Source organism: Microcystis flos-aquae FACHB-1344, assembly GCF_014698375.1.
Taxonomy (GTDB): Bacteria; Cyanobacteriota; Cyanobacteriia; order Cyanobacteriales; family Microcystaceae; genus Microcystis; species Microcystis aeruginosa.
The window spans coordinates 1-21,629 of record NZ_JACJSW010000209.1; the positions used below are offsets into that span (position 1 = coordinate 1).

At 42.4% G+C, this 21,629-nt stretch carries 25 protein-coding genes and 1 pseudogene; 9 read left to right on the forward strand and 17 right to left on the reverse strand.

Going from position 1 to position 21,629, the window contains the following annotated elements; genetic code table 11:
• The first annotated feature begins 522 nt into the window (after positions 1 to 522).
• Both H6G48_RS21350 and H6G48_RS21355 read left to right on the forward strand, forming a co-directional pair.
• Entirely contained in the window at positions 523 to 1,122 is a 600-nt protein-coding gene (locus H6G48_RS21350) for a peroxiredoxin (RefSeq protein ID WP_002752469.1), read from the forward strand.
• 170 nt (positions 1,123 to 1,292) lie between these two features.
• Positions 1,293 to 2,552: an L-lactate MFS transporter gene (locus H6G48_RS21355; RefSeq protein WP_190723112.1), complete on the forward strand. Its 1,260-nt coding sequence runs from the start codon at positions 1,293 to 1,295 to the stop codon at positions 2,550 to 2,552.
• 200 nt (positions 2,553 to 2,752) lie between these two features.
• Here the strand turns inward: H6G48_RS21355 and nrtS are convergent, their stop codons facing one another.
• The 4 genes from nrtS to H6G48_RS21375 are packed head-to-tail and all read right to left on the reverse strand — an operon-like array spanning position 2,753 to position 5,050.
• Positions 2,753 to 2,911: a nitrate/nitrite transporter NrtS gene (gene nrtS / locus H6G48_RS27570; protein WP_423202553.1), complete on the reverse strand. Its 159-nt coding sequence runs from the start codon at positions 2,909 to 2,911 to the stop codon at positions 2,753 to 2,755.
• Positions 2,912 to 2,914: 3 nt separating this feature from the next.
• On the reverse strand, positions 2,915 to 3,478 hold the full coding sequence (locus H6G48_RS21365; protein WP_002798240.1) for a GUN4 domain-containing protein: 564 nt from the start codon (positions 3,476 to 3,478) through the stop codon (positions 2,915 to 2,917).
• A 53-nt stretch (positions 3,479 to 3,531) separates the two neighbouring features.
• Positions 3,532 to 4,662, reverse strand: a complete 1,131-nt coding sequence (locus tag H6G48_RS21370) for a CO2 hydration protein (RefSeq protein ID WP_190723113.1) — start codon at positions 4,660 to 4,662, stop codon at positions 3,532 to 3,534.
• 31 nt (positions 4,663 to 4,693) lie between these two features.
• Positions 4,694 to 5,050, reverse strand: coding sequence for a DUF1823 family protein (locus H6G48_RS21375; protein ID WP_190357956.1), 357 nt, complete (start codon positions 5,048 to 5,050; stop codon positions 4,694 to 4,696).
• Positions 5,051 to 5,240: 190 nt separating this feature from the next.
• Between H6G48_RS21375 and H6G48_RS21380 the strand changes: the two genes are divergently transcribed.
• The 3 genes from H6G48_RS21380 to H6G48_RS21390 all read left to right on the forward strand — a co-directional run bounded on the left by H6G48_RS21380 (position 5,241) and on the right by H6G48_RS21390 (position 7,575).
• The gene (locus H6G48_RS21380; RefSeq protein WP_190723114.1) at positions 5,241 to 6,134 is read left to right on the forward strand and encodes a DMT family transporter; all 894 of its coding nucleotides are present in this window, start codon (positions 5,241 to 5,243) and stop codon (positions 6,132 to 6,134) included.
• A gap of 309 nt (positions 6,135 to 6,443) precedes the next feature.
• On the forward strand, positions 6,444 to 6,959 hold the full coding sequence (locus H6G48_RS21385) for a type 4 pilin (protein ID WP_190723115.1): 516 nt from the start codon (positions 6,444 to 6,446) through the stop codon (positions 6,957 to 6,959).
• Complete coding sequence (locus tag H6G48_RS21390) at positions 6,937 to 7,575, forward strand: prepilin-type N-terminal cleavage/methylation domain-containing protein (RefSeq protein WP_190723116.1); 639 nt, start codon at positions 6,937 to 6,939, stop codon at positions 7,573 to 7,575. The genes H6G48_RS21385 and H6G48_RS21390 overlap by 23 nt, the downstream gene beginning before the upstream one ends.
• A 40-nt stretch (positions 7,576 to 7,615) precedes the next feature.
• Here the strand turns inward: H6G48_RS21390 and H6G48_RS21395 are convergent, their stop codons facing one another.
• Entirely contained in the window at positions 7,616 to 8,017 is a 402-nt protein-coding gene (locus H6G48_RS21395; protein ID WP_190723117.1) for a sll0565 family protein, read from the reverse strand.
• A 72-nt stretch (positions 8,018 to 8,089) separates the two neighbouring features.
• On the opposite strand from H6G48_RS21395, the gene H6G48_RS21400 reads away from it, so the two are divergent.
• Entirely contained in the window at positions 8,090 to 8,371 is a 282-nt protein-coding gene (locus H6G48_RS21400; RefSeq protein WP_190723118.1) for a DUF6439 family protein, read from the forward strand.
• On the opposite strand, the gene H6G48_RS21405 is transcribed toward H6G48_RS21400, so the two are convergent.
• The 3 genes from H6G48_RS21405 to rlmD all read right to left on the reverse strand — a co-directional run bounded on the left by H6G48_RS21405 (position 8,368) and on the right by rlmD (position 11,799).
• Positions 8,368 to 8,769, reverse strand: a complete 402-nt coding sequence (locus H6G48_RS21405) for an ATP-binding protein (protein ID WP_190723119.1) — start codon at positions 8,767 to 8,769, stop codon at positions 8,368 to 8,370. The two genes, H6G48_RS21400 and H6G48_RS21405, sit on opposite strands and share 4 nt — an antisense overlap.
• A gap of 162 nt (positions 8,770 to 8,931) precedes the next feature.
• Positions 8,932 to 10,119, reverse strand: coding sequence for an RNA-guided endonuclease InsQ/TnpB family protein (locus H6G48_RS21410; protein WP_190723120.1), 1,188 nt, complete (start codon positions 10,117 to 10,119; stop codon positions 8,932 to 8,934).
• Between the two features lie 312 nt (positions 10,120 to 10,431).
• On the reverse strand, positions 10,432 to 11,799 hold the full coding sequence (gene rlmD / locus H6G48_RS21415; RefSeq protein WP_190723121.1) for a 23S rRNA (uracil(1939)-C(5))-methyltransferase RlmD: 1,368 nt from the start codon (positions 11,797 to 11,799) through the stop codon (positions 10,432 to 10,434).
• Between the two features lie 278 nt (positions 11,800 to 12,077).
• Here rlmD and H6G48_RS21420 point away from each other — a divergent pair, with 278 nt between their 5' ends.
• On the forward strand, positions 12,078 to 12,980 hold the full coding sequence (locus tag H6G48_RS21420) for a hypothetical protein (RefSeq protein WP_002763688.1): 903 nt from the start codon (positions 12,078 to 12,080) through the stop codon (positions 12,978 to 12,980).
• Here the strand turns inward: H6G48_RS21420 and H6G48_RS21425 are convergent.
• The 8 genes and pseudogenes from H6G48_RS21425 to H6G48_RS21460 all read right to left on the reverse strand — a co-directional run bounded on the left by H6G48_RS21425 (position 12,977) and on the right by H6G48_RS21460 (position 19,398).
• Positions 12,977 to 14,716 carry a helicase HerA domain-containing protein gene (locus H6G48_RS21425; protein WP_002798228.1) on the reverse strand — a complete coding sequence of 580 codons (1,740 nt, stop codon included), beginning with the start codon at positions 14,714 to 14,716 and terminating at the stop codon, positions 12,977 to 12,979. The two genes, H6G48_RS21420 and H6G48_RS21425, sit on opposite strands and share 4 nt — an antisense overlap.
• Before the next feature lie 304 nt (positions 14,717 to 15,020).
• On the reverse strand, positions 15,021 to 15,932 hold the full coding sequence (gene menA / locus H6G48_RS21430) for a 2-carboxy-1,4-naphthoquinone phytyltransferase (protein WP_190723122.1): 912 nt from the start codon (positions 15,930 to 15,932) through the stop codon (positions 15,021 to 15,023).
• A 204-nt stretch (positions 15,933 to 16,136) separates the two neighbouring features.
• A complete protein-coding gene (locus H6G48_RS21435; protein WP_061433010.1) occupies positions 16,137 to 16,709 on the reverse strand; it encodes a Uma2 family endonuclease in 573 nt (190 codons plus the stop codon).
• Positions 16,710 to 16,842: 133 nt separating this feature from the next.
• Positions 16,843 to 17,031, reverse strand: a pseudogene (locus tag H6G48_RS21440) (hypothetical protein); the annotation flags it as partial.
• Positions 17,032 to 17,047: 16 nt separating this feature from the next.
• On the reverse strand, positions 17,048 to 17,620 hold the full coding sequence (locus H6G48_RS21445; protein ID WP_190723123.1) for a Uma2 family endonuclease: 573 nt from the start codon (positions 17,618 to 17,620) through the stop codon (positions 17,048 to 17,050).
• Between the two features lie 46 nt (positions 17,621 to 17,666).
• Positions 17,667 to 18,680, reverse strand: coding sequence for a WD40 repeat domain-containing protein (locus H6G48_RS21450; RefSeq protein WP_190723124.1), 1,014 nt, complete (start codon positions 18,678 to 18,680; stop codon positions 17,667 to 17,669).
• A 36-nt stretch (positions 18,681 to 18,716) separates the two neighbouring features.
• A complete protein-coding gene (locus H6G48_RS21455) occupies positions 18,717 to 18,959 on the reverse strand; it encodes a DUF5678 domain-containing protein (RefSeq protein ID WP_190723125.1) in 243 nt (80 codons plus the stop codon).
• A gap of 7 nt (positions 18,960 to 18,966) precedes the next feature.
• A complete protein-coding gene (locus H6G48_RS21460) occupies positions 18,967 to 19,398 on the reverse strand; it encodes a DUF29 family protein (RefSeq protein ID WP_190723126.1) in 432 nt (143 codons plus the stop codon).
• 302 nt (positions 19,399 to 19,700) lie between these two features.
• Between H6G48_RS21460 and H6G48_RS21465 the strand changes: the two genes are divergently transcribed.
• Together H6G48_RS21465 and H6G48_RS21470 are read left to right on the forward strand one after the other, a co-directional pair.
• Positions 19,701 to 19,958 (forward strand): type II toxin-antitoxin system HicA family toxin, encoded by a 258-nt coding sequence (locus H6G48_RS21465; RefSeq protein WP_190723127.1) that lies wholly within the window; start codon positions 19,701 to 19,703, stop codon positions 19,956 to 19,958.
• Complete coding sequence (locus H6G48_RS21470) at positions 19,933 to 20,154, forward strand: type II toxin-antitoxin system HicB family antitoxin (protein WP_190723128.1); 222 nt, start codon at positions 19,933 to 19,935, stop codon at positions 20,152 to 20,154. The genes H6G48_RS21465 and H6G48_RS21470 overlap by 26 nt, the downstream gene beginning before the upstream one ends.
• A gap of 77 nt (positions 20,155 to 20,231) precedes the next feature.
• On the opposite strand, the gene H6G48_RS21475 is transcribed toward H6G48_RS21470, so the two are convergent.
• Complete coding sequence (locus tag H6G48_RS21475; RefSeq protein ID WP_190723129.1) at positions 20,232 to 21,608, reverse strand: MlaD family protein; 1,377 nt, start codon at positions 21,606 to 21,608, stop codon at positions 20,232 to 20,234.
• Between the last annotated feature and the right edge of the window lie 21 nt (positions 21,609 to 21,629).

Below are 21,629 nucleotides of genomic sequence, written 5' to 3' on the forward strand. Positions count from 1 at the left end.
GCCATTTTCAAGGGGAAAATGTACCCAGTAGCGTCTTTTCAATTTTTTCTGAGAAGCGACCTGCAGTAAGGGTTTTGTTGATTTTTTAGTATTTCTGTATGGGGGAAGTCCAGTTATTCAACGCAATTAATGGTCTATCTATCCCTCTTTCAGGACTCTGGCAAAAGTCTTACAGTCTCTAAACTCTAGCTCTCTTATGGGGTAAGCCTTCAAGCTATCGCTAACTAACAGAAACCCGAAATTTGAGTTTTTATTAGAAAAAAAGTTAGCGATCACTTGTCAACCAAGAGTTTCAGAATCTGGATTCGGTCAGGGATTTCCGAAAGTTCCAGAAAAGCGATAGGCAGTTCGAGCATTTGTACTAAAATTTCCCCTACGCAGTTTAAATTCAGTACAGCTTATAACCTTCCCAATCCCCAACTAACGGCCAACTACTCAAAATCGTTATGACTATGATATAGTTGTTAAGGAATGTAAAAATAGTTGCATTTTCCCAGAAACTAGATTAAGGAGATTAAAAGTATGACCGCCGAAGGTTGCTTAAGAGTCGGACAAGCGGCGCCGGATTTCACCGCGACCGCCGTTTTCGATCAAGAGTTCAAAACCATCAAATTATCGGATTATCGGGGTAAATACGTCGTTTTATTCTTCTATCCCCTCGATTTTACCTTTGTTTGCCCCACGGAAATTACCGCTTTCAGCGATCGAGTTAGCGAATTTAGCAGTATCAACACCGAGATTTTAGGGGTGTCCGTCGATAGCGAATTTGCTCACCTAGCATGGATTCAAACCGAGAGAAAATCGGGCGGTGTCGGTGATGTGGCCTATCCGTTGGTGTCGGATCTAAAAAAAGAAATCAGCACCGCTTACAATGTTCTTGACCCAGATGCGGGGGTATCCCTGCGCGGTCTCTTTATCATCGATAAAGAAGGTGTTATCCAACACGCTACTATTAATAATCTTTCCTTTGGTCGCAGTGTCGATGAAACCCTCCGCACTCTGAAAGCGATTCAATACGTCCAATCCCATCCGGATGAAGTTTGTCCCGCCGGTTGGCAAGAAGGCGATGCTACCATGGTTCCCGATCCTGTGAAGTCAAAAGTTTACTTCGCAGCAGTTTAGTTAAAGTTCGTCAGAAGTCCCTCAGCTATAGATGGGGGGAAACTTTTAAAGGGGGGCGAAATAATTCGCCCCTCATTTTAATCGGAAAATTTTCTGGAAAATTTGCCCCATTAGCCATGACCTCATCTAGAATACTGGCCAGACAAGTCTAGAAAGAGTCACGGCGATCTATGACTAACAGTAATTATGATTCCGAGTTGACAGTTTTGGGATTACCCGCAGCCAAAGGTAGATGGTTATTAATACCTCTAGGAATGGGTGTTTTACTCTGTTTAGGGACGGTGTACTCTTGGAGTATCTTTAGAAAACCCCTAGAAACAGAGTTAAATCTCAGCGCCACGGAAAGCCTATTACCCTACACTGTGGCTTTAGTATTTTATGCCGCTTCTATGCCGATCGCCGGTTTTTATATCCCCCGGGTAGGCACTCGCAGGATGACCGCTATCGGCGGAATTATCGTCGGTTTAGGCTATATTCTCGCTAGTTTTGCCGCTCAGATCCAGACAATTATTCTGACCTACGGAGTCATTGCCGGCACAGGAGTCGGCATCGCTTACGGTGTTCCCATGGCAGTGGTGGCACGCTGGTTTCCCGACAAAAAAGGTTTAGCGGTGGGTTTAACTATCATCGGATTTGGCCTTTCTCCCCTGATTACCGCACCTTTAGCCAATCGATTAATCAATGAATATAGCGTTAGACCAAGTTTAAGATTTTTGGGGATTATCTTTACAATAATTATTGTGATTATTGCCCTCGCCATGAAATTACCCCCTCAAGACTGGCAACCTCCCGCAAATTTAGCTAATCGAAAATCCGACTTTCCGGCCAATTATCCAGTGAATATGCTGAAAAGTCGCTCATTTTATGGCTTATGGCTTTGCTATGCTATTGGTGCTTTAATTGGCTTGAGTGCCATCGGTATTTCTAGTCCCGTCGCTGAGGAAATTATTCAGATTGATCCGGGGTTAGCGGCTAGTAGTGTTGCTCTATTTGCCTTGTTTAATGGTATTAGTCGTCCTTTGTTCGGTTGGTTGAGCGATCGCTGGAAACCCCATTATTTAGCGATCGGGGCCTATACACTCATTTTGATCGGTTGTCTGTTGATGGTCAAGGCTGAAAAAGGGGCGGTTACTAGCTATCTAGTGGCTTTTTGTCTATTTTGGTTCTGTTTAGGGGGATGGTTAGCCCTAGCTCCCGCTACCACTCTCCACTTCTTTAATCCTGACCACTACGCCCAAAATTACGGTATTGTTTTTACTGCCTACGGTGTTGGTGCTTTGATCGGAACTTTAGTAACCGGTAGAATTCGCGATTGGTTCGGTACTTACACTTATGCTTTTTATGCTATGGCTGTATTGGCAATACTGGGCATTTTTCTCGCGAGTGCCTTACTGAAAAGAGAGCGATCGCAGCTATCAAATCCTAGCTAGGGTCTGCTGAAAAAGTTTTTCCTAGGGGCAGGGTGTAGGGTGTAGGGTGTAGGGTGTGGGGTTTTACCGATTTTGAGGGGGTCAATTACCTAATTTTCAGGGAAAAAGTACCTGAATTTCCCCCTGATCACTCCCATATCTGGTACTTTTGGATTTCAAAAAAGGCTAAAAGTCTTATCCAGCAAGGTTTTTAGATTTATTCAGCAGGCCCTAGATAAGTCAGTTATAAGGCTGTGCATTATAGCATAACCGTGGTTAATTGTCAATAAAATTGTCCCCACTACTACAGCCACTCTTATCCCGGTGGGAGCAAATTGGGGGGATAATAAAGCCCGAAAATAGCCGATAATTCCTTTCATTGCCTATAAATCGCACTCTATCAGGCGAGTAAAACAAAAAGTCACCATTTTTAACCCGTAGGGAGACTTCCACCAGAGAGCGGGAAAACAGCCTTCAGGAGCTGCGAGACTAAAATCCCAGTGATCATAATCATCGATACGCCACTCATCTTTGTCGCGCCATCCTACCAATTCCCCAAATTTTCTAATCGTTTCCGCGTCTTGGGTACGCAGGGTGTTAATACTACCGCCGGCGGCAAAATATAACTTCACCTGATTGCTAAAACCGAAATGATCGCCGCTATAATTTTTCCAAAGGCGATCGAGTACCCGAATCACATTAACGGGAAACCGCATCATATCCTCTGGGGTTAAAGTATCGCGGGTTCTGCCGGCAGTTTCGAGGATAACTCGGAGAGTTTCTGCGTCTGCCTCCCTAAAGTTCCCCTCAGCTAGGAATTGCTGTAATTTACCATAGCGCTCGATGTCCGGAACTAACATCTGCCGCGCTTCGATGAGGGCAACCCGTTCGGTTAAAGATTGCAATTGAGCTAAAATATCCTGAAGTTGGACGTTAATATCTGACATAAATGTAAAGGGGTTTGTTGAATGCAAAAATTACCGATTTATCGGCAAAATAATTATTGATTTACCGCTTCTAATCTTGACTTAACAAAGCGATTCATCCATGCTTCTAGATAGATGCGATTGGCTTTTTGTTCTTTTAAATCTGTGGTAGTTAAAGGGTAAGGTGCTAATCCTTGAATGGCTGCCGTTGTTACACAAAACATCGACTTTTGAAAAGTTTCGCAGATCTGGACTAATAAATCTTCTTCTTGACGAAAACTCTTTTTATAAATGTCGTGCAGATAATCTGGTAAAAAGTGACGCATATCCTGCATTAATAGTGTGGGAGGAATCCCTGCACCTCCGATGGGTAAAGGATCCGCATACAAAGCACCATAGGCAAACATTCCTTGATCGTAGGGAATTTGATAGGCTTGGGCATTATAGGAAATTGTACCGGGGAAAGGTGTTCCGCGAAAGAAAACCGCCTCAACGTAGGGGATTGCCGTATCCGCAAGAAAGGTTAATCCTGCCGATTTGGGGATCAGATCATAGGTTTGTCCTTTGATTTTTACCTGATAGATAATTGGTTTACTAGCATTATCGACTAAATTTTTCTTAATGTGTGCCACCACTGCGGGAATACTGGTAATTTTTCCGGCATCGTAGAGATCGGATAAACTTAAAAAAGTATCGGCCATAATTCGCCAAAATTGACCTAAACCGCTATAGTAGGCCATCATCCGCATTTGTTCTGGCAAAAATTCAGGAAAGGCTTTATTTAAAATTAAAACTAGGGGATTATTACTAAATTTGGCTTGAATAACCTTGGCTGTCACTTCCCGAAAAGCGGCACTATCTACATAACTATCTAAACCACCCCCACCATGCCAAAACATGGCTTTCATACAGTATTCAGCATACTCAAAATTAATGCGATCGTGCCACCAGTGTTGTAGTAATTTCTGCCAAGATACTTGACCATTAAAATATTTAAAGAAGGGGAAAAAAACCAAAAACTGATTTTCCGCAATATAAATTAAATTTTTGGAATAAGCATCTAACACCACTCCGTAACTTTTCAGGATACCCACTACCTCGATCAAATTCTGGGGAGTATCTTTTAACAATGCTTCCCCAGCCGTGAGACGATCAATATAGGATGCTAGGGGATGAGAGGAGGACTTGACAGGGATAGTGACCATGCTAGAAGCTTGATAAAATAACTTTCCTGATCTATTTTAACCCATAAAAGCACAACCAATTAGCGGCGGTGGCACGGCGAGTCATGCGGGGATTGAATTCGCCAATTTTATAACCGGTAAACCCCAATTTATCTTTTAATAATTGTTTATTTTCTGGCAAGATCGAGCGAGTTAATTTTACTGTTGGAGGACGATTGGCAATAAAATCCGGGGGTTCGGGATATTCACGTCGCCAATCTTCCTCTACTTGACTATTATCCCATTTTCCCTGACTTTCATCGTAGCGATAACCTAAACTTTGCCAGACCAATTTATTAACGGTTTCGTCGTCAATTTCATCGTTAATAATCGCCCAAATTGTCTCTATATTTAATTCTGGTAGTTCCATAGATCAAGTAAATGGGTGATGGGGTGTGGGGTGTGGGGTGTGGGGTGTGGGGTGTGGGGTGTGGGGAGAATAAATAAAATAATCTCCTATCTCCTGACTCCTATCTCCTGACTCCTGACGACCGACTCCTGCCTACGGTTAAAATAACTGGTGAATAACATCATTGATCATCGCGTAAGCGTAGCCTATTTTGCCTCCTTCTAACGCCAAAATTATTTTTATCTTAACTATCGGTGTGGTGTCGGTTTCTGCATCGGCAATTTTTATCCGGTTAGCGATCGAAGCGGTAGGTAATGCTACGATCGCATTTAGTTTATTTTTAGCGACTTCCCGTCTGATATTGGCTTCTGTTGTCCTAATTCCGAACTGGTTGACCTTATCACGCCAAAAAGTCCCTATTCAAGCCTATTATTACGCAGTGGGGGCAGGATTTTGTTTAGCTCTCCATTTTGCTACTTGGATTACTTCTCTATCCTACACCTCGATCGCCGCTTCCACCACTTTAGTCACCACTAATCCTCTCTGGGTTTCCCTGTTGGGTTGGTGGTGGTTTCGAGAAAAACCGACTAAATTAACCTTTATCGGCATTTTTGTGGCTCTAACGGGGGGATTATTGATTGTTTTAGCCGATCGAGATCTCAGTAGTTCTTATCCTAACCCTTTATTGGGCAATAGCTTGGCTTTAATTGGGGCAATTCTCGTTAGTGGTTATATTCTCCTCGGACGGGAAGCACAAAGAAAGGGCTTAAATATTAAGAATTATATAACTGTAGCCTACACTACCGCAGGATTAGCTTTATTACCTTCTATTTTTTTATTCGGTCAAGGTAACAAAAGCTATCCCTTATCCGTGTATGTTTATGTGTTAATGATGGCGATTTTTCCGCAATTAATCGGTCATACTAGCTTTAACTGGGCTTTGCGATGGGTAGCACCGACAATAGTAACCATGGTAATTTTATTAGAGCCAATCGCCGCTAGTCTGTTAGGAGTGTTCATTTTTGGTGAAATACCAGCCCAAGAAATCATTTATGGCGGATTAATTCTGTTAATCGGCGTAGGCATTGCTATTTTAGGCGGATAAGCTTGTTAGTGTATCTAATATTACCGGTTAAGTGTGATCTTGATCGCGGATGGTAATCACAGACAAAGACTAGATTAGTGTACAATGCTAACTGCATGAGAGTTTAGACAATCTGACTCACTTGAGCAATAGGGTTTTCGGGGAATTAATTTCCTGACTAGAGTTAGAAATATCCGATCATCTGGGTACTCTGTAGTTGAGAGCTAAAAAAAGCCAGTGGTTTTCAGGAAAAACGGGGAGGGTTGAAAAGTGAAATCAAGAGGGAAGGGGATACAGTCAAAACTGTCATCGTCCGAGTCGGGTTTCTCGATGTTAGAAGTGATCATTGCCATTTTAACTATTACCGCTTTCTTAACAGGAACCTTACAGTTAATGGCAGTGAATGCCTTATATAAAGTTCGGGCAGAAAGACAAGCTAAAGCTAACTTTTGGATTCAAGAAGACTTTGAGGATGTCAAAGCTTTAGCTTCGAGTTTAGATGTGAACTCCAGTCCGGCCAACCCTAATGTCAGTGATGATGTATGTACAAATATCGCTCAGGGTTATGCCACAGCTTTAAGAAGACAACTAACGAATACTCCTCTCCCCACCACTACTATACCGACGGAACAATTAGTAGCAACACGAGAAATTGTCGGTAAAAAATATTCTCTCCATCGAACTTTTAATATTACTAACCAATCGGCTAATCCCCATCGTCTCCGTATTGATTATCAAGTCCAGTTAGCAAAGGGTCAAACTGCTAACGATTACCGCAACCAAGAAAATGTTATTGCCAGAAGTTCTGTCGAGGTGATTCCCGATGCGTCGTTTGAATGTCCATAAAAATCAGGGTTTTACCCTGTTAGAAATTTTGGTAGCTTTGGCAATTACGGGAATTCTTGCCGCCTTAACCGGACCTAATTTATTAGCTTGGTTAAATAGCAATAAAGTCCAAGAAGCCACCGATTCTATACAATCAGCCCTACGGGATGCCCAAAAACAAGCTATCCGTCGAGGGAGGAATTGCACGATTAATTTTACTAACGGGACTGGCACTGGTCCCACGGTTTACCAGCAAATAAAGGCCAATGAACCGGGTTGTTTAGTGGCGGCTAATGCTAATGGGGGTTCCTTAAGTCTGCCGCAGGAAATATTTATGGTGGTGAGGAATTTTCCCACCCTAGGCGGCAGTCCGGGGGTACAGTTTTCCTTTCGGGGTCATGTGCCGGGGTTAACCTTTGTTCCGCGGGCAACCCAAGCGATAATCGTATTATATCGTGCTGCCAATGCCACCGCCGATCCCTATCCCAACCAAGAAAGAAAGTGTATAGTTATCGCTTCTCTGTTAGGAATAGTTAAACAAGGCACTTATAACGACACTTCTCTAACTAACCTCGCTTCTCTAACTAACCTCGATGCCAGTAAATGTCAAATCCGTCTGGATGGAACTGAACCCTAATCAGCTTCTCAAGGCAACACACCCACTCCTGTGCAGTTAATCACCCGCTGCAGGATCGCAGAATCCAACCCAGTAAGACTCCGATACCACCAAAGCGGACAATTTGCCAAAAAACCTCCCCCAGCAGTCCGCGACGGATTCCTTCCCAGAATAGGCGCTTTAATTCCCCTTCTTTAAGTAAATTGCTTTCTAAAATTACCTCTAATTCTTGAATCTGTTCGCGAATTTGTACCAATTCCTTTTCTAGTTCAGGTAGGGGATTTTCCCGCCATTGGGGTTCTATTTGGCTCAATTGTGCCTCTAGGTCTTTTTTTTGCTGTTCTGCTTCGTTGATCTGTCGATAACGGTCTTTTAGTGTTGCGATCGCCGCTTCGACTTCTTCAATCGCTTGGGTAAATTCTGCCGATTCATCGTTAGGGTAGGGGTTTTCTTCTAAGGACATGGACTCGATGGGATTTCCTGCGTCTAAACTATAGTTATAGACGATTTTACGGTTTTACGAAACCTTTTGATTATGATTCCATCCCCTGTCTCTTCCTCATCTCAGACTGTTGATGATCTATCTACCCTGGAATTGGCGCGGATTTTGGCGGCACGTTTGGCGATCGCACCGATTGACTGGCATCGTCTGAAGGCCAACCGTAATGATCGGGCCGCCGAACAATTAGGGACGGCTTTGGTGTTTTTATTAGATAATCAGCCAGAAGAAGCACTTCCTCGGCTACAACAGGCTACAGGCTGGCTCGATCGCTCGATTTCTGCTCCTCCCTGTCCTTCTCCCGGTCATGGTCCTTAGGTGAACCAGCGTTCCTGTTTAATTTGTTTACAAAGTTTCAGTTGGGTTCCTTTTTGATTCCAGTGAACTTGGTCGAAGATTTGATATAATATACACAGTCCTCGGCCATTTTCCGCTTCTTCGGGGGGAAAATTGGGACAATCGCAACTACAGCCATGATGGGGACAACGGGGGGTAAATCCACAACCTTCGTCGGTAATTACCCAAGAATACTCGTCTTTACTGCTGGAAAAGTGAACGACCACGGTTTTGCTGGGATCGAGATGATTGCCGTGTTTAGCGGCATTAACTAAAGCTTCTTGCAATCCTAATCTAATTTCTGGTTCTAATTCTTCGGGAATACTAGCGGTCAATAAATCTAAAATCGGACAAAGATACAAGGTGGAAGCGAAACTCATGGTGTTCCAGCTTCGTTTGCTTGTTGGCAGTGAAATAGCAATCACGCGCTTTACCTCTAGCTTTTATTCAATGACTGTTCTCTTACAGAAAGATTAAGGTCTCTTAACCGTCGATCTAGTTGACATCCTCGCCGCCGTGAAACGGACGGCGATTCCCAAACCTCACGATTTGGGTTTCTGCTTCTTTCCCGAAGGATTTTTCGCACCTGCCTTAACAGATTTACTCTGTTCTGGTCTTATGGTCGCTCTACAGACTGACACCGCAAGCCCTGCGGCCAAAATATTTTTACTGGCGTTAATATCTCGGTCATGGTGAGTCCCACAGTCTGGACAATCCCACTCTCGAATATTTAACGGCATTTTTTCAGCAATATACCCGCAATTACTACATCTTTTAGAGCTAGGAAACCATCTATCTATTTCGATGTAATTTCTTCCATACCAACGGCATTTATAGGCTAATTGTCGGGTAATTTCTCCCCAACTAACGTCAGATATTGCCTGAGATAATTTCGGGTTTTTGACCAGATTCTTAACGGCTAAATTCTCAACCACAATCGTTTGGTTTTCACGAACTAATTGAGTGGTTAGCTTATGTAAATGGTCTTTTCTGCTATCGGTGATTTGAGCGTGAATCTTGGCTACTTTGATTCTTGCTTTTTCCCGATTTTTTGACCCTTTCTGTTTTCTAGAAAGGCTTTTTTGGGCCTTTCGCAGTCTCCGATAATGTTTCTTAAAATGCTTGGGATTAGACACTTTATCGCCATCGCTGGTAATCACGAGGCTACTAATTCCTAAGTCAATTCCAATGGCTTTATCGGTTGGGGGTAAAGGCTTAATCGTTGGGTCATCAAATCTAATTGAAATATGCCAGCGTCCTGATGGATGTAATCTGACTGTTACTGTGCTTGGTTCACAGCTTTCTGGTATTTGTCTTGACCATCGAATAGGTAAAGGTTCTGTGCATTTAGCTAAATAGATTTGTCTGTCTTTGAACTTAAAAGCAGATTTGGTAAATTCGGCACTTCCTCCCTGATGTTTTTTCTTAAAGTTAGGATACTTAGTACGACCAGCAAAGAAATTAGTGAAAGCTGTTTGTAAATGTCTTAACCCTTGTTGTAAAGGTACACAGCTTACTTCATTGAGAAAGTTTAATTCTTCTTGCTTTTTCCAATCGGTTAGCATTGAAGAAGTTTGAGCGTAGCCTACTCTTTCTTGCTTTTCGTACCAAGCTTGTGTTCGTTCGTGGAGAGCTTTGTTGTAAACTAATCTTACACAGCCCAATGTGCGCCGCAATAGCGACTCTTGTTCGGGTGTTGGGTAAAATCGAAACGAGTAGGCTTTTTCCATGTCTCACATTTTAGCATATATTTCGTAAATGTGCTAATATTTAACAGTAAAGCCGTCGTAGAACGACGGGGTTTCAGACCCAAATTTTCGATGATTGCCATACCTAATGAGTCATATTTTATCCCTTTTCTGTCTCTGAGATTGATTAGATATTTTTATGATTGATCTACAAACCAATCGAGAATCAAGGCAGCTTTGAGCGGGTAATTAATCAAAAAAGTAGTTGATTGGAACGGGCTTTAATATGCTATTATCTTTACCCATTGACTTTTCGACCATAAACGGCTAAAGTGTCGGGTTTTTCCTCCTATTTCATCCTACCATATTCGCTGTTTTTTGTCTAAGAAAAGCGGCGCATTCGACGTGGGGAGTTTGGGGAAAGAAATCAGCTGTTTGCACTTCTAGCAGTTGATAATCGCCTGTTTTACAGAGATATTGCAAGTCTCTGGCTAAAGTTGCACTTTGACAACTGATATAAACAATGCGTTGACTTTGCAGCCGTAACAGACTATCGAGGACAGATCGATCGCAACCTTTGCGGGGCGGATCGAGTAGAATAATGTCGGGTTTAACTGTCAGTTGCGGTAAAGTTTTTTCTACTGCCCCCAAAATAAAAGTTGTGTTGGTAATATTATTTAATTGGGCGTTAATCTTGGCTCGATCGAGGGAAAAGCTATAGTATTCTAGTCCAATCACCTCTTTAACCCGTTTAGCGAGGGGTAAAGTAAAAGTACCGATGCCACAGTAGGCATCAATGAGAATTTCTTCACCTTTAAGGTCTAATTTCTGACAAATAACCGCAAATAAGGCTTCAGCAGCCTCTGTATTAACCTGAAAAAAAGTATCGGCAGCCAATTGATAGGTTAATCCGGCGAACTTTTCGGTAATATAGTCCCTTCCGGCGATAGTTGTGGTCTGAGCGCCAAAAATAGCATTACCTCGCTCGGGGTGATAATTCACGGTTACACCGACTAAATTGGCGTATTTTGCCAGCCATTGCTGCGCCTGTGCCTCAATTCCCTGTAAATTATTATCGGTACTAATCAGGGTTAATAAAACTTCTCCAGTGTGGCGGCCAATTCTTAGGGATAAATGGCGTAATTGTCCTTGGTGGGTCTTTTCATCGTAAATTGACCAGCCTTGACCCTGAATATCCTGTTTTATCTCTGCTAGAAACGGATTTAAAGCCTGATCTTGAATCGGACATTGATTGAGATTAATCAGATGATGGCTGCCGCGACGATAATAACCTGCTTGCACATTGCCGGTGGGGGAAAATCCGAGGGGATAGGTAGCTTTATTGCGATAAGCGAGGGGAGAATTACCGGTGAGGGGAGGATAAACCAAAGGATCGCTAAAACCGCCAATTCTGGTTAATACCTCTTGTACTTGCTCTTTTTTGACTAGGCGCTGAAATTGGTCCTCGATGTGTTGCCATTGACAGCCACCACATTTATCGGCGACGATGCAGCGGGGACGGATACGATGGGGAGAAGCTTGGAGAATAGTTTGTAGTTTGCCGATCGCATGACTTTTTTTGATATAGGTGATGCGAGTTTGAATGCGATCGCCAATGACCGTATCCGGCACAAAAATCACCTGTCCTCGGTATTTTCCCACACCTTCGCCCGTATGGTTGAGGTCGGTAATCTCGATCTCGATTAAATCACCTTGTTGCATAGTTAGGGAAACCAGTTTTCATCCAGGGTTAAGACTGTCGAGCTTTCTGATTCTAACAAAAGGTTTTGACAAAATTACCTTGACTGTGAGTTGTCCTCAGAATCAAGGGATTATTGTTTGAGTATAAATACTCATTGACAAACACATTTGATCTTTGTCACACTACCAGTCGAGATTAGTATATCGATATACCTATTTTTTGTATATTCTTATACTCAAAAACTTGGAACCAACAGTTTTTAGATAAATTACTTTCTCTTGCTAGTGTCATCAATCAAATGTCAACCATAATCAACAATAAAGAAATTCGAGTATTTGGCATTAAAAGAAGTGGTAATCATGCGATTATCAATTGGATTTTTTCCCAGATACCTGGTCAGGTAGTTTTTGCCAATCACTGCTATTTAGCAGGAAAGGAAATTCGTATTTACAAAGGTACAGGAAGAATTGACTGCAAGGGGATTAACTACTGGGATTTTAAGAAAAAATACTTCTTTTTTGAGAGAAATCCTTTCTTTAATAAAGAAATTGTCACTTATTCAAAAAATGATCAACGCTTTAATGGTCAAAAGCTCAAACAACATCCCAAAGAGGCGATAATTGTCAGCTTTGAGGAAAAAGATATTGAAAATTTCAGCGATTTGATGGATCGCTATCATGAGCAGTGGGTAGGCAAAAGTCAAGAGGTTTTTTCTATAGTTATTCTGCGGGATCCTTTCAATGTATTAGCCAGCATTTATCAAAAATGGGGCAAAGAAAACTTAAAAAATATTGCTGTTCTCTGGGAAAAATACGCTCAGGTTTATCTAAGTTACCAAAAAAGTGCTGATCGCTATCGTTTGGGAATCAACTATAATCAATGGTTAACAGATGTCAATTATCGGCAAGCAATTACAGAAAGACTGCAAATTCCTTTTGATGACTCGAAAAAAGAGTTAGTTGCCAATTTTGCTGGTGGTAGTTCCTTTGATGGCTTATCCTATCAACAAGAAGGGCAGAAAATGGATGTTCTTAATCGTTGGCAAACCTTTCGAGAAGATCCCGAATATTATAGTCTTTTTAATAATCCTCAACTGCTGAAATTATCCGAGGAGATTTTTGGTATCATTCCGGGTACTGAGGATTTTATTGCTTCTTTCCAGAAGAACCATTGGAGAAATCTCCCAAATAAATTCCTTTAAAATCCTAGATCGGCTTTGGCAATTTTGGCCGCCGCTAATACTTCCTCATCGGGTAATTCTCGCCAGTCGGTCGCACCTATTTCAGCATAGAATTTTTGATCGTAGGCGCGAGTACGAATTACTACCGGCATAGGGACCGCATGACCTAAAACTAAAGCTTGTTGTTTTGAGTCTAATTTCGCTAAAACTGATCGCAAACTTCCCCCTCCAGAAACCCCTGTAAATATGGCTTCGATGTCCTTTTCATCGTTTAATAAACAGGTGATTCTTGTCCCTACCTGAGACATGACTTCGTTATCAATTCCTGAAGGTCTTTGATCAACAATTAAGAGAGTAACAAAGTATTTTCGCATCTCCCTAGCGATGGTTCCAAAAATAGTTTGATGCACCACGGCAGAATCTAAAAATCGATGAGCTTCTTCAATAGTAATCACTAACTGTTGCGGCCGATCAACGGGGTTTTTAGTTTGTAAAAAATATTCAGCTTTTTTCACATAATTAGCATGAATCCGACGGGTGATCATATTGGTGGCTAACATATAGGAAAGCATATTACTTTGGGAGCCAAATTCAATGACAACGTGCTTACCTGCATCTAAAGCTTGTAAAACCTGATCGATATAATTGTGGGGACAAACACTTCTTAAATATTTCAAACTATCTAGACGCATTAATTTTCTCTGGAGGGACATGATTGATCCCGCATGGCCTTGTTTTTCCGTACAGAAGATTTTAATATCCTCGTTACTCATATTTAATAACTGAGTAATCCAAGATTCTCCATACTCGTTATAGAGAATATTGGCATTATCTAAACTAGCTTCCGAGATACCTAATTCCCGACCGATTAAACGAATATCCTCGATTTCAATTTGATTATAACTTAAGAATAATTCCTGCGCTCCTCGTACTCCCCGGCGTTTGGTAGAATCGGGATCGAGGGTATAAATTTCCACCTGTCCGGGGAATAATTGACATAATCCTTTCACCGTAGAAACATCCTTCCCTTCTTTCATCGCTTCCCAACCGTATTCCGAGTGCATATCAAACATGAGGTTAACCCCTGCTTGTTTGCGAATAATGCCCGAAATTAGTAATCTGGTTAAAAAGGATTTTCCCGTCCCGGATTTGCCAAAAACACCGTTACTACGTTCCACAAAGCGATCAAGATTAATACATATTGGCACGTCCATGTCAAGGGGTTGACCAATAGCAAAATTCTTTCTGGTGGGGTCATCTTCCCAACCGAAAACCATGCGAAAATCCTGCTCACAAGCTTCATAAACTTGGCTAAAATGGGCGGGAATAGTTTTAACTGGCAGTAATTCTAAATCGGCGCTAGTTTGGGGTTGAAAAGAACCTAAGGAAGTGTCAGAAACTGCTGGAGAATTACCTCCAGTCGGAGTCAGAGAGACCCCGGCTTGAAAAGCCGGGGCTTCCTCTGACTTCGTAAACATGAGCATAGGCGATAGTTCAATAGTACCATAAGTACCGCTACCCGCCAAAACATCGCGCATAAAACTATCATCGGGATGGGGAGGATTCGCGATAATCCGGGGACTGGAGTTACCCAGGGAGACATCGGTGAGGAGACAGAAAAAACGCGATCGAGTGCCTTGCACCACTAAAAATTTACCGACGCGCATATCTTCTACCGAAATATCCGGATAAAGACGGATTTCTAAACCTTCACTCAGGGAACCTTGAATAACCGATCCGAGGGGCTGTTCACTCATGCTAACCTTGATTTGTGGCGATCTATCCCCCTATTCTGTCACTTTTCCGTTAATAAGTGCAAACTCGATCGGGTTTGGAGATGGGGAAATGGGGATGTGGGGAAATGGGGAGAATAAATACAAGCTGAATGCTGAATATTGATGACCGATGGTAGCTAGAGGAAAAAAGTAATTCGGTTGATTTTTTTTCGGTCTATCCCACCTAAAAATGAGGGGTTCGCAGGCAGGCACGGATACCCATTATGAATATAAGTATATGTCAAGTGATGGGGTTTTGTCAAGGGGTTTAAGAAAAAAATCCGGTCTATGAACGGGAAGCAAGGAAATAGCCAAGGGAGAAGAGAATGCCACTAAAAAAGTGAAGATTAACCGCTATAAACTTGCAGTTACTGACTAGCTGAGGTTGGTCGTGATTTTGGTTAACGTGGTTGACTAATTGCCAAGCGAAAGGGAGACTAAGGAAGATTAAAAGAGTGAGAGGGGGATAAACCTGGAGCAGGACAAAAACTACCGTTAAAACGTAAACGAGAACCGTCACTACGGTTAAAACTCTAGAACCTTTTAAAGTACCCAAACGGGCAATAGGTGATTTTTTACCCGCTTTGAGATCATCGGCGACTTGATGGAAATGGGAACAAAAAAGGATGATAGAAGTGGTAATCCCGATAATAATTGAAGCCGCTAGACTAGAGAGAGAAAAAGCACCGACTTGGGAATAGTAGGCAGCGGCAATCGCCAAGGGACCAAAAGTAAAGAAACAGATAATTTCACCTAATCCTTGATAACCGAGACGGAAGGGAGGCCCTTGATAGGTATAGCCCAAAAAACAGCAGAGGGCGATTAATTCTAGGAGCATCCAATCGCCTCGCCAATAACTAATAGCAAAAATGCCAGCGATGCCTAATAAGAGAAAAAGATTACTTAGCCAGAAAATTAAAGATTTATTGCCGGTTAAATTAACGATCGAATGGGCTTTATTAACATCGATCCCGGTATCGGCATCAAAAACATCATTACTGAGATTTAACCAAGCGAGAATTAAAATAGCTGAGAGGATAAAAGTGGCAAAAACCGGGGGAGAAAATAGACCTGTTTCCTGATAAGCGATCGCTGTTCCCAAAATAATCGGTATAATCGCCACACTATACATTGGTGGTTTAAGGGCTGCTAACCAGAGTTTTTTGGGTGAGGGAGTGGTGATAGTATCGGTGGTCATAGTTAAATAGGGTTTGCTGAAAAAGTTTTTCCTAGGCCTAGGGTGTAGGGTGTGGGGTTTTACCGATTTTTAGGGGGTCAATTAGCCAATTTTCAGGGAAAAAGTCCCTAAATTTCCCCTGACTACTGACGACCGACTCCTAACCCTAACAACAATTTTTGATTTTTACCAGAGGTCTGATCATACCTCTGTTTTAAGGATATTTTACTCAAAAATAGAGATAAATAGACTAAAACCGGGTAAGACATCCTCTCCGCTTAAATTAGCGGGTAGTTCCATAATTTCTACGGGTTGCTGAGGACGATAAATTTCCACTTGTTGTTGTTGAGGATTAACTAGCCAACCTAATCGCAAACCACTGTGGAGATATTCCCGCATTTTAGCTTGAATTTCTGGGAGGGAATCGCTACGGGAGCGCAGTTCAATGACGAAATCGGGACAAATAGGCGGAAATTTCTCCTGTTCTTCTCGACTCAGAGCTTGCCAACGAGTTAAACTCACCCAAGCGGCATCGGGAGCGCGATCTCCGCCCTTCGGTAAACGAAAAATCGTCGCCGAACTAAAGACTTTACCCAATCGGGTTTGACGATTCCAGATACCTAAGTCAATGATAAAATCGGCCTCTCGGTTGCCGCTAATTCCCCCAACAGGTGGCATGACAATTAATTCTCCTTGAACGTTTCTTTCCAATTGCCAATCTGGGTTAACTTGACAGAGACAGTAAAACTGCTCATCGCTGAGATTGACTGTATCTAAGTTTAAAATCACTGCTGCCATGGCTATATTTCGCCCTAGAAAACACTCTAGTCTTAATTATAGTCAATTAGATTCCCCGCCACAGTGCGATCGCACTGTCCCGATCTCCAGTGACTAACCAACGACCATCTCGACTGGCAACCATTCTTAAGATGTCGGTTTGGAACTCAATATGTAAGATTAATTCTTCTGACTCCAAAAAGATTAAACTATCGGCTCTTATCGGCTCTAATGACAACTCTGAGGGTTTAATTTCGGTTAAATCCAAAGGTTTACCTAATAACCAAGTGGCTAAATCTCTCGAATATTCCAGGGCGATAAATTTACAAGTAGAATCATACATCAGTCTTGACTATATTTTACTCAAAAATAGAGATAAATAGACTAAAGCCCGGTAAGACATCCTCTCCGCTTAAATTAGCGGGTAGTTCCATAATTTCTACGGGTTGCTGAGGACGATAAATTTCCACCTGTTGTTGTTGAGGATTAACTAGCCAACCTAATCGCAAACCACTGTGGAGATATTCCCGCATTTTAGCTTGAATTTCTGGGAGGGAATCGCTACGGGAGCGCAGTTCAATGACGAAATCGGGACAAATAGGCGGAAATTTCTCCTGTTCTTCTCGACTCAGAGCTTGCCAACGAGTTAAACTCACCCAAGCGGCATCGGGAGCGCGATATCCGCCTTTCGGCAAACGAAAAATCGTCGCCGAACTAAAGACTTTACCCAATCCGGTTTGACGATTCCACAACCAAAGTAAACCAATAAAATCGGCCTCTCGGTTGCCGCTAATTCCCCCAACAGGTGGCATGACAATTAATTCTCCTTGGGCGTTTCTTTCTAGTTGCCAATCTGGGTTAACTTGACAGAGACAGTAAAACTGCTCATCGCTGAGATTGACTGTATCTAAGTTTAAAATCACTGCTGCCATGGCTATATTTCGCCCTAGAAAACACTCTAGTCTTAATTATAGTCAATTAGATTCCTCGCCACAGTGCGATCGCACCGTCTTGATCTCCAGTGACTAACCAACGACCATCATGACTGGCAACCATTCTTAGGATGACGTTTCCCTTCAGGGTATTCAAGCGCCGACGGGTATTAACATCCCAAAATTTGACAGTTCCATCCCCGGAGGTGCTGGCTAAAACTTTACCCCCATCGAGCAGGGCCATATCGGTTACAGCGTCGTTATGGGCGAGAATAGTAGTGGTGCCGATGCCGCTTTTCACTTGCCAACCGCGGATCGAACCGTCTTGACTAGCAGTACCGGCGGTATTACCATCCTTGGAAAAAAGCACCCGATAAACGGGGAATAAATTACCCGCATAGGCACGAATAAAGCGACCGGTACTCACTTTCCACAGTTTAACGAAGCCATCGTAATCGGCGCTAACAATTCCTTTACCATCGGGACTAAATGCGATCGCCTGAATCGGATGATTATGACCGCGCAGGGTTTTTAACAGTGTACCCGTCTGAAAATCCCAGAGTTTGACTGTACGATCCCAGCTACCCGTGGCCAAAATTTTGCCATCGGGAGAAATAGCGGCATCAGTAACGAGAAAAGCATGGCCAGGATAGGTCATTTCTAATTTTCCGGTGCGCGTATTCCAGCGTTGCACTTTTCCCCCCGCATCGGCAGTTACGAAAGTCTCACCATCGGGACTAAATTGGATAGCGTTAACGGTATCACCTAGTTGCCAAGTCCTGAGAGGTTTTTGGGTTTTTAGGTCCCATTCCCTAACCGTGCCGTCAAAACTACCACTTAGCAGCAAGGAGTTATCGGGACTAATGGCCAAAGCATAGATGGGATCCTGATCGGCTTTTAAAATAGTAACCCGTTCGACCATCTGCCAAGGAACGATTTCTGCTAGGGGAGACGCTTGCGGAGTGATGGTTTTCCCTTTTTCCCGATTGACTGCACAACCACCGGATAGCAACAGCAGCAATAATAACGATAACGTCGGTTGATAAAGGGTTATTTTCATAGAATTTTGCCGTTGTCAAAATCAACTTAAACTACTTTAAACTTGAATGGGTAAAATTTGAATAGAATAACGACAACGAGGAACAAGATAAATGACAAATTCTTGATTGGTTGTGTTGGCTTCTTCTAGAACATTCTGTAAATTTTCACCGTGAGCAATCACTCCTTTTTCATTATAAGCAATGTATTGATTTTTATATAAATCAATCACGGTGTCACGATTTTTGTTTAACCAACGTAACATTTCTTGGGCTTGTTCTTTAGAGATTGAGTTGGTCATAATCTTTCTAGGGAGAGACGTTTTTGATCAGAAGAAAAGCAGTGCTAATCAGTTTATTTTTGTCAATTATAGCTTCTATTTGCTCCGATTGATACCGACCTGATTCGACTTCTAAAGAAGCGGCATCCAAAGCATTAAGATAAGCATCGTTTAAAGTGTCTGTTAATTCCTGATCACTTAAATAATATCCTGCTGCTTTTCGGCGTTTATTGTGGCGTTGAATTTCTCGGACACTATTGCGAATGGAGACATCCCAAGAACGAGTGTTTCGGTTTTCTGCCTGTTGTTTAATTAAATGAAGTAATAAGATAACAGCATAACTACGAATGGTGCTAATAATCCCATTTTTGCTCATATCTTCAAGGTCTTCTACAATCGCCAGTGAACCTTTAATATCACCTTTTAAGAGCAAAGCTTTTAATTCTAAAAGTTCTTCCATAATCCAATTTCTTCCCCAAATACCCCTTAATTATATCTTGCCACAAGTTTCTCTATCCCAAAGCTCATTTAAGGCCATCTTGAGCAAAAAATTAATCATTTTTTCATTTATTTTAAGCTTTTCTGTGCTAGGCTATGGTTGTTTATCTAAAAATGGAGTTTTTAATTATGACTCAAAAATTAGCAAAATTAAGCGATTTTCGGCGATTGTATGGGCGAATTGCATTCTATCTCTAATGTATAAATGCGATCTCCTTCTTTTAACTTTAAGCTAAAATAGATTGAGTTCGTTGTGATCGATCGATGGGAAAAAAAGAAAGACTGCTAGAAAAGGCCAAAAACTCACCTCAAGGATTACGTTTTAGCGAATTTGAGAGTTTGCTTAATCTTTGTGGTTGGACTTTTGACCATCAAACAGGAAGTCATCACATTTGGTATTCATCCAAGAGAGTCCGTCTATCTATTCAACCGACAAAAAACGGTGAAGCGAAAGCTTATCAAGTTAAACAATTTTTAAAAATACAGGAGGAAGAAAATGAATCCAACCACCGAGGATTTTAACGGTTTTAGCATTAATATCTTCCAAGATGAGGAGAGAGATTGGATAGCATACTTAGTAGAAATGCCTAGCGTTTCCGCTTTTGCTGATAGCCCCCAAACAGCACTCAATGAATTAATTGTAGCTTGGGAAGGCGTTAAAGAAAGTTATCGTCAACATGGTGAAGAAATTCCTCATTTAGCTATGACAAAAAATTAGGCACACTAGCAGGGTCTTGAAACAATTTAGTACAAATGCTCGGACTTTTTTTTCCCAACCCCTAACCCCAAATTCTGCTACTCAGATTCAGGTTTTTTAGCGTCTTTTTCTGGGGTATTAGCGGGGGGATTTGGGGCTATTGTCGCAATTTGGGCGGCCATTCTTGTCATTGCTTGACCTTGGGCGAATTCCTGCTGTAGTTGTTCGCTAGAAGAAACCAAACGACTTAAACCCTGGATTAAACGGATAATTTCCTGTCGCAGTTGCGGATTACCGGTAATTTCATCCACATCGGAGGTGATTTTCTGAAGATTGGCAAAAGCAGCACGAGAGGAGTCGAGGAGTTGCTGTAGGGTGACAACAGTGGCAGGATCGGAGAGATAAGCGGTAAAATTTCCCAAATTTTCACTTAATTTAACAGCATTTGCCGAAATAGTGTTTAAATTCTCGATGATTTGGCTTTTCTGCACTTGCGTCAGGATCGGATCCAAAGCAGCGAGAGTAGTTTGTAGGCGATCGCTAGTAGTTTTGATACTATCGAGAGTAGCAATTAAACGATTTTGATTAGCTGCCAAAAAAACCCGCAGTTCTTCGGTGGTTTGTCCCACCAAAAGCAGCGTTTTTCGGGCCTCTACTAGGGTAGCGTCTAAATTTCTCAGGCCGCCACTTCCCTGTAAACTTCTCAGTAAAGTAGTCGCTTCCTGACTCAATCCCCCGACACCGGAAAGATCACTAGAAAGGCGATCGAGGGAACCGGATACTTGGGGTAAGGATTCTAGAGATCTCATCCCCGAATTAACTTTACCTAGAGTACCGCTGCGACGTACCTCGCTTAAAGCAGTGGTTGCCTCACCACTAAAGCGATCGAGTCCCCCCAAGGCATTGGCAGCGCGTTGGGTAAAAGAACGAAATCCGGCCACCATATCGGGATCGCTAACTAGATTAGAAATTCTCAGTAAAGATCTGATCAGGGTATTGACATTTAGCGCCGATTGCCCTTGTAAACGGGAACCGTTACAGATAATCACCTCCCCATTACAGTTAGGACTCAAAGGGGGTTCTTTAACACCACCGACGGGTAAAGCTTGCAGGGGAGTAATATCGATCGTGGTTTCACCGACTAAACCGGATTGAATGGCTTCGATGAGGGAATTACTGGGAATTAGGCGATCTGCCGGCGAAATCTCCACTTCTACGGCGACTCCCTCCGGTTCTGGGGTAATTGCCGTCACTTGCCCGATTCTCACTCCCCGATAACCGACGCGGGTTCCCACCATCATGCCACCCACATTAGGAAAAAGAAAGGTGGCTCGATAACTGCGTCCCCCAAAGCTAAAATTACTTAACCAAGCGAGAAACCAGATTAATATTCCCCCCGATGTCAGTAACATTAAACCGATACCACTTTGCCGCAGAGTTGGGGAAATCCCCCGTTGTGAACCGCCAGCTTCCATAAATAATTACTCCTCATCTCT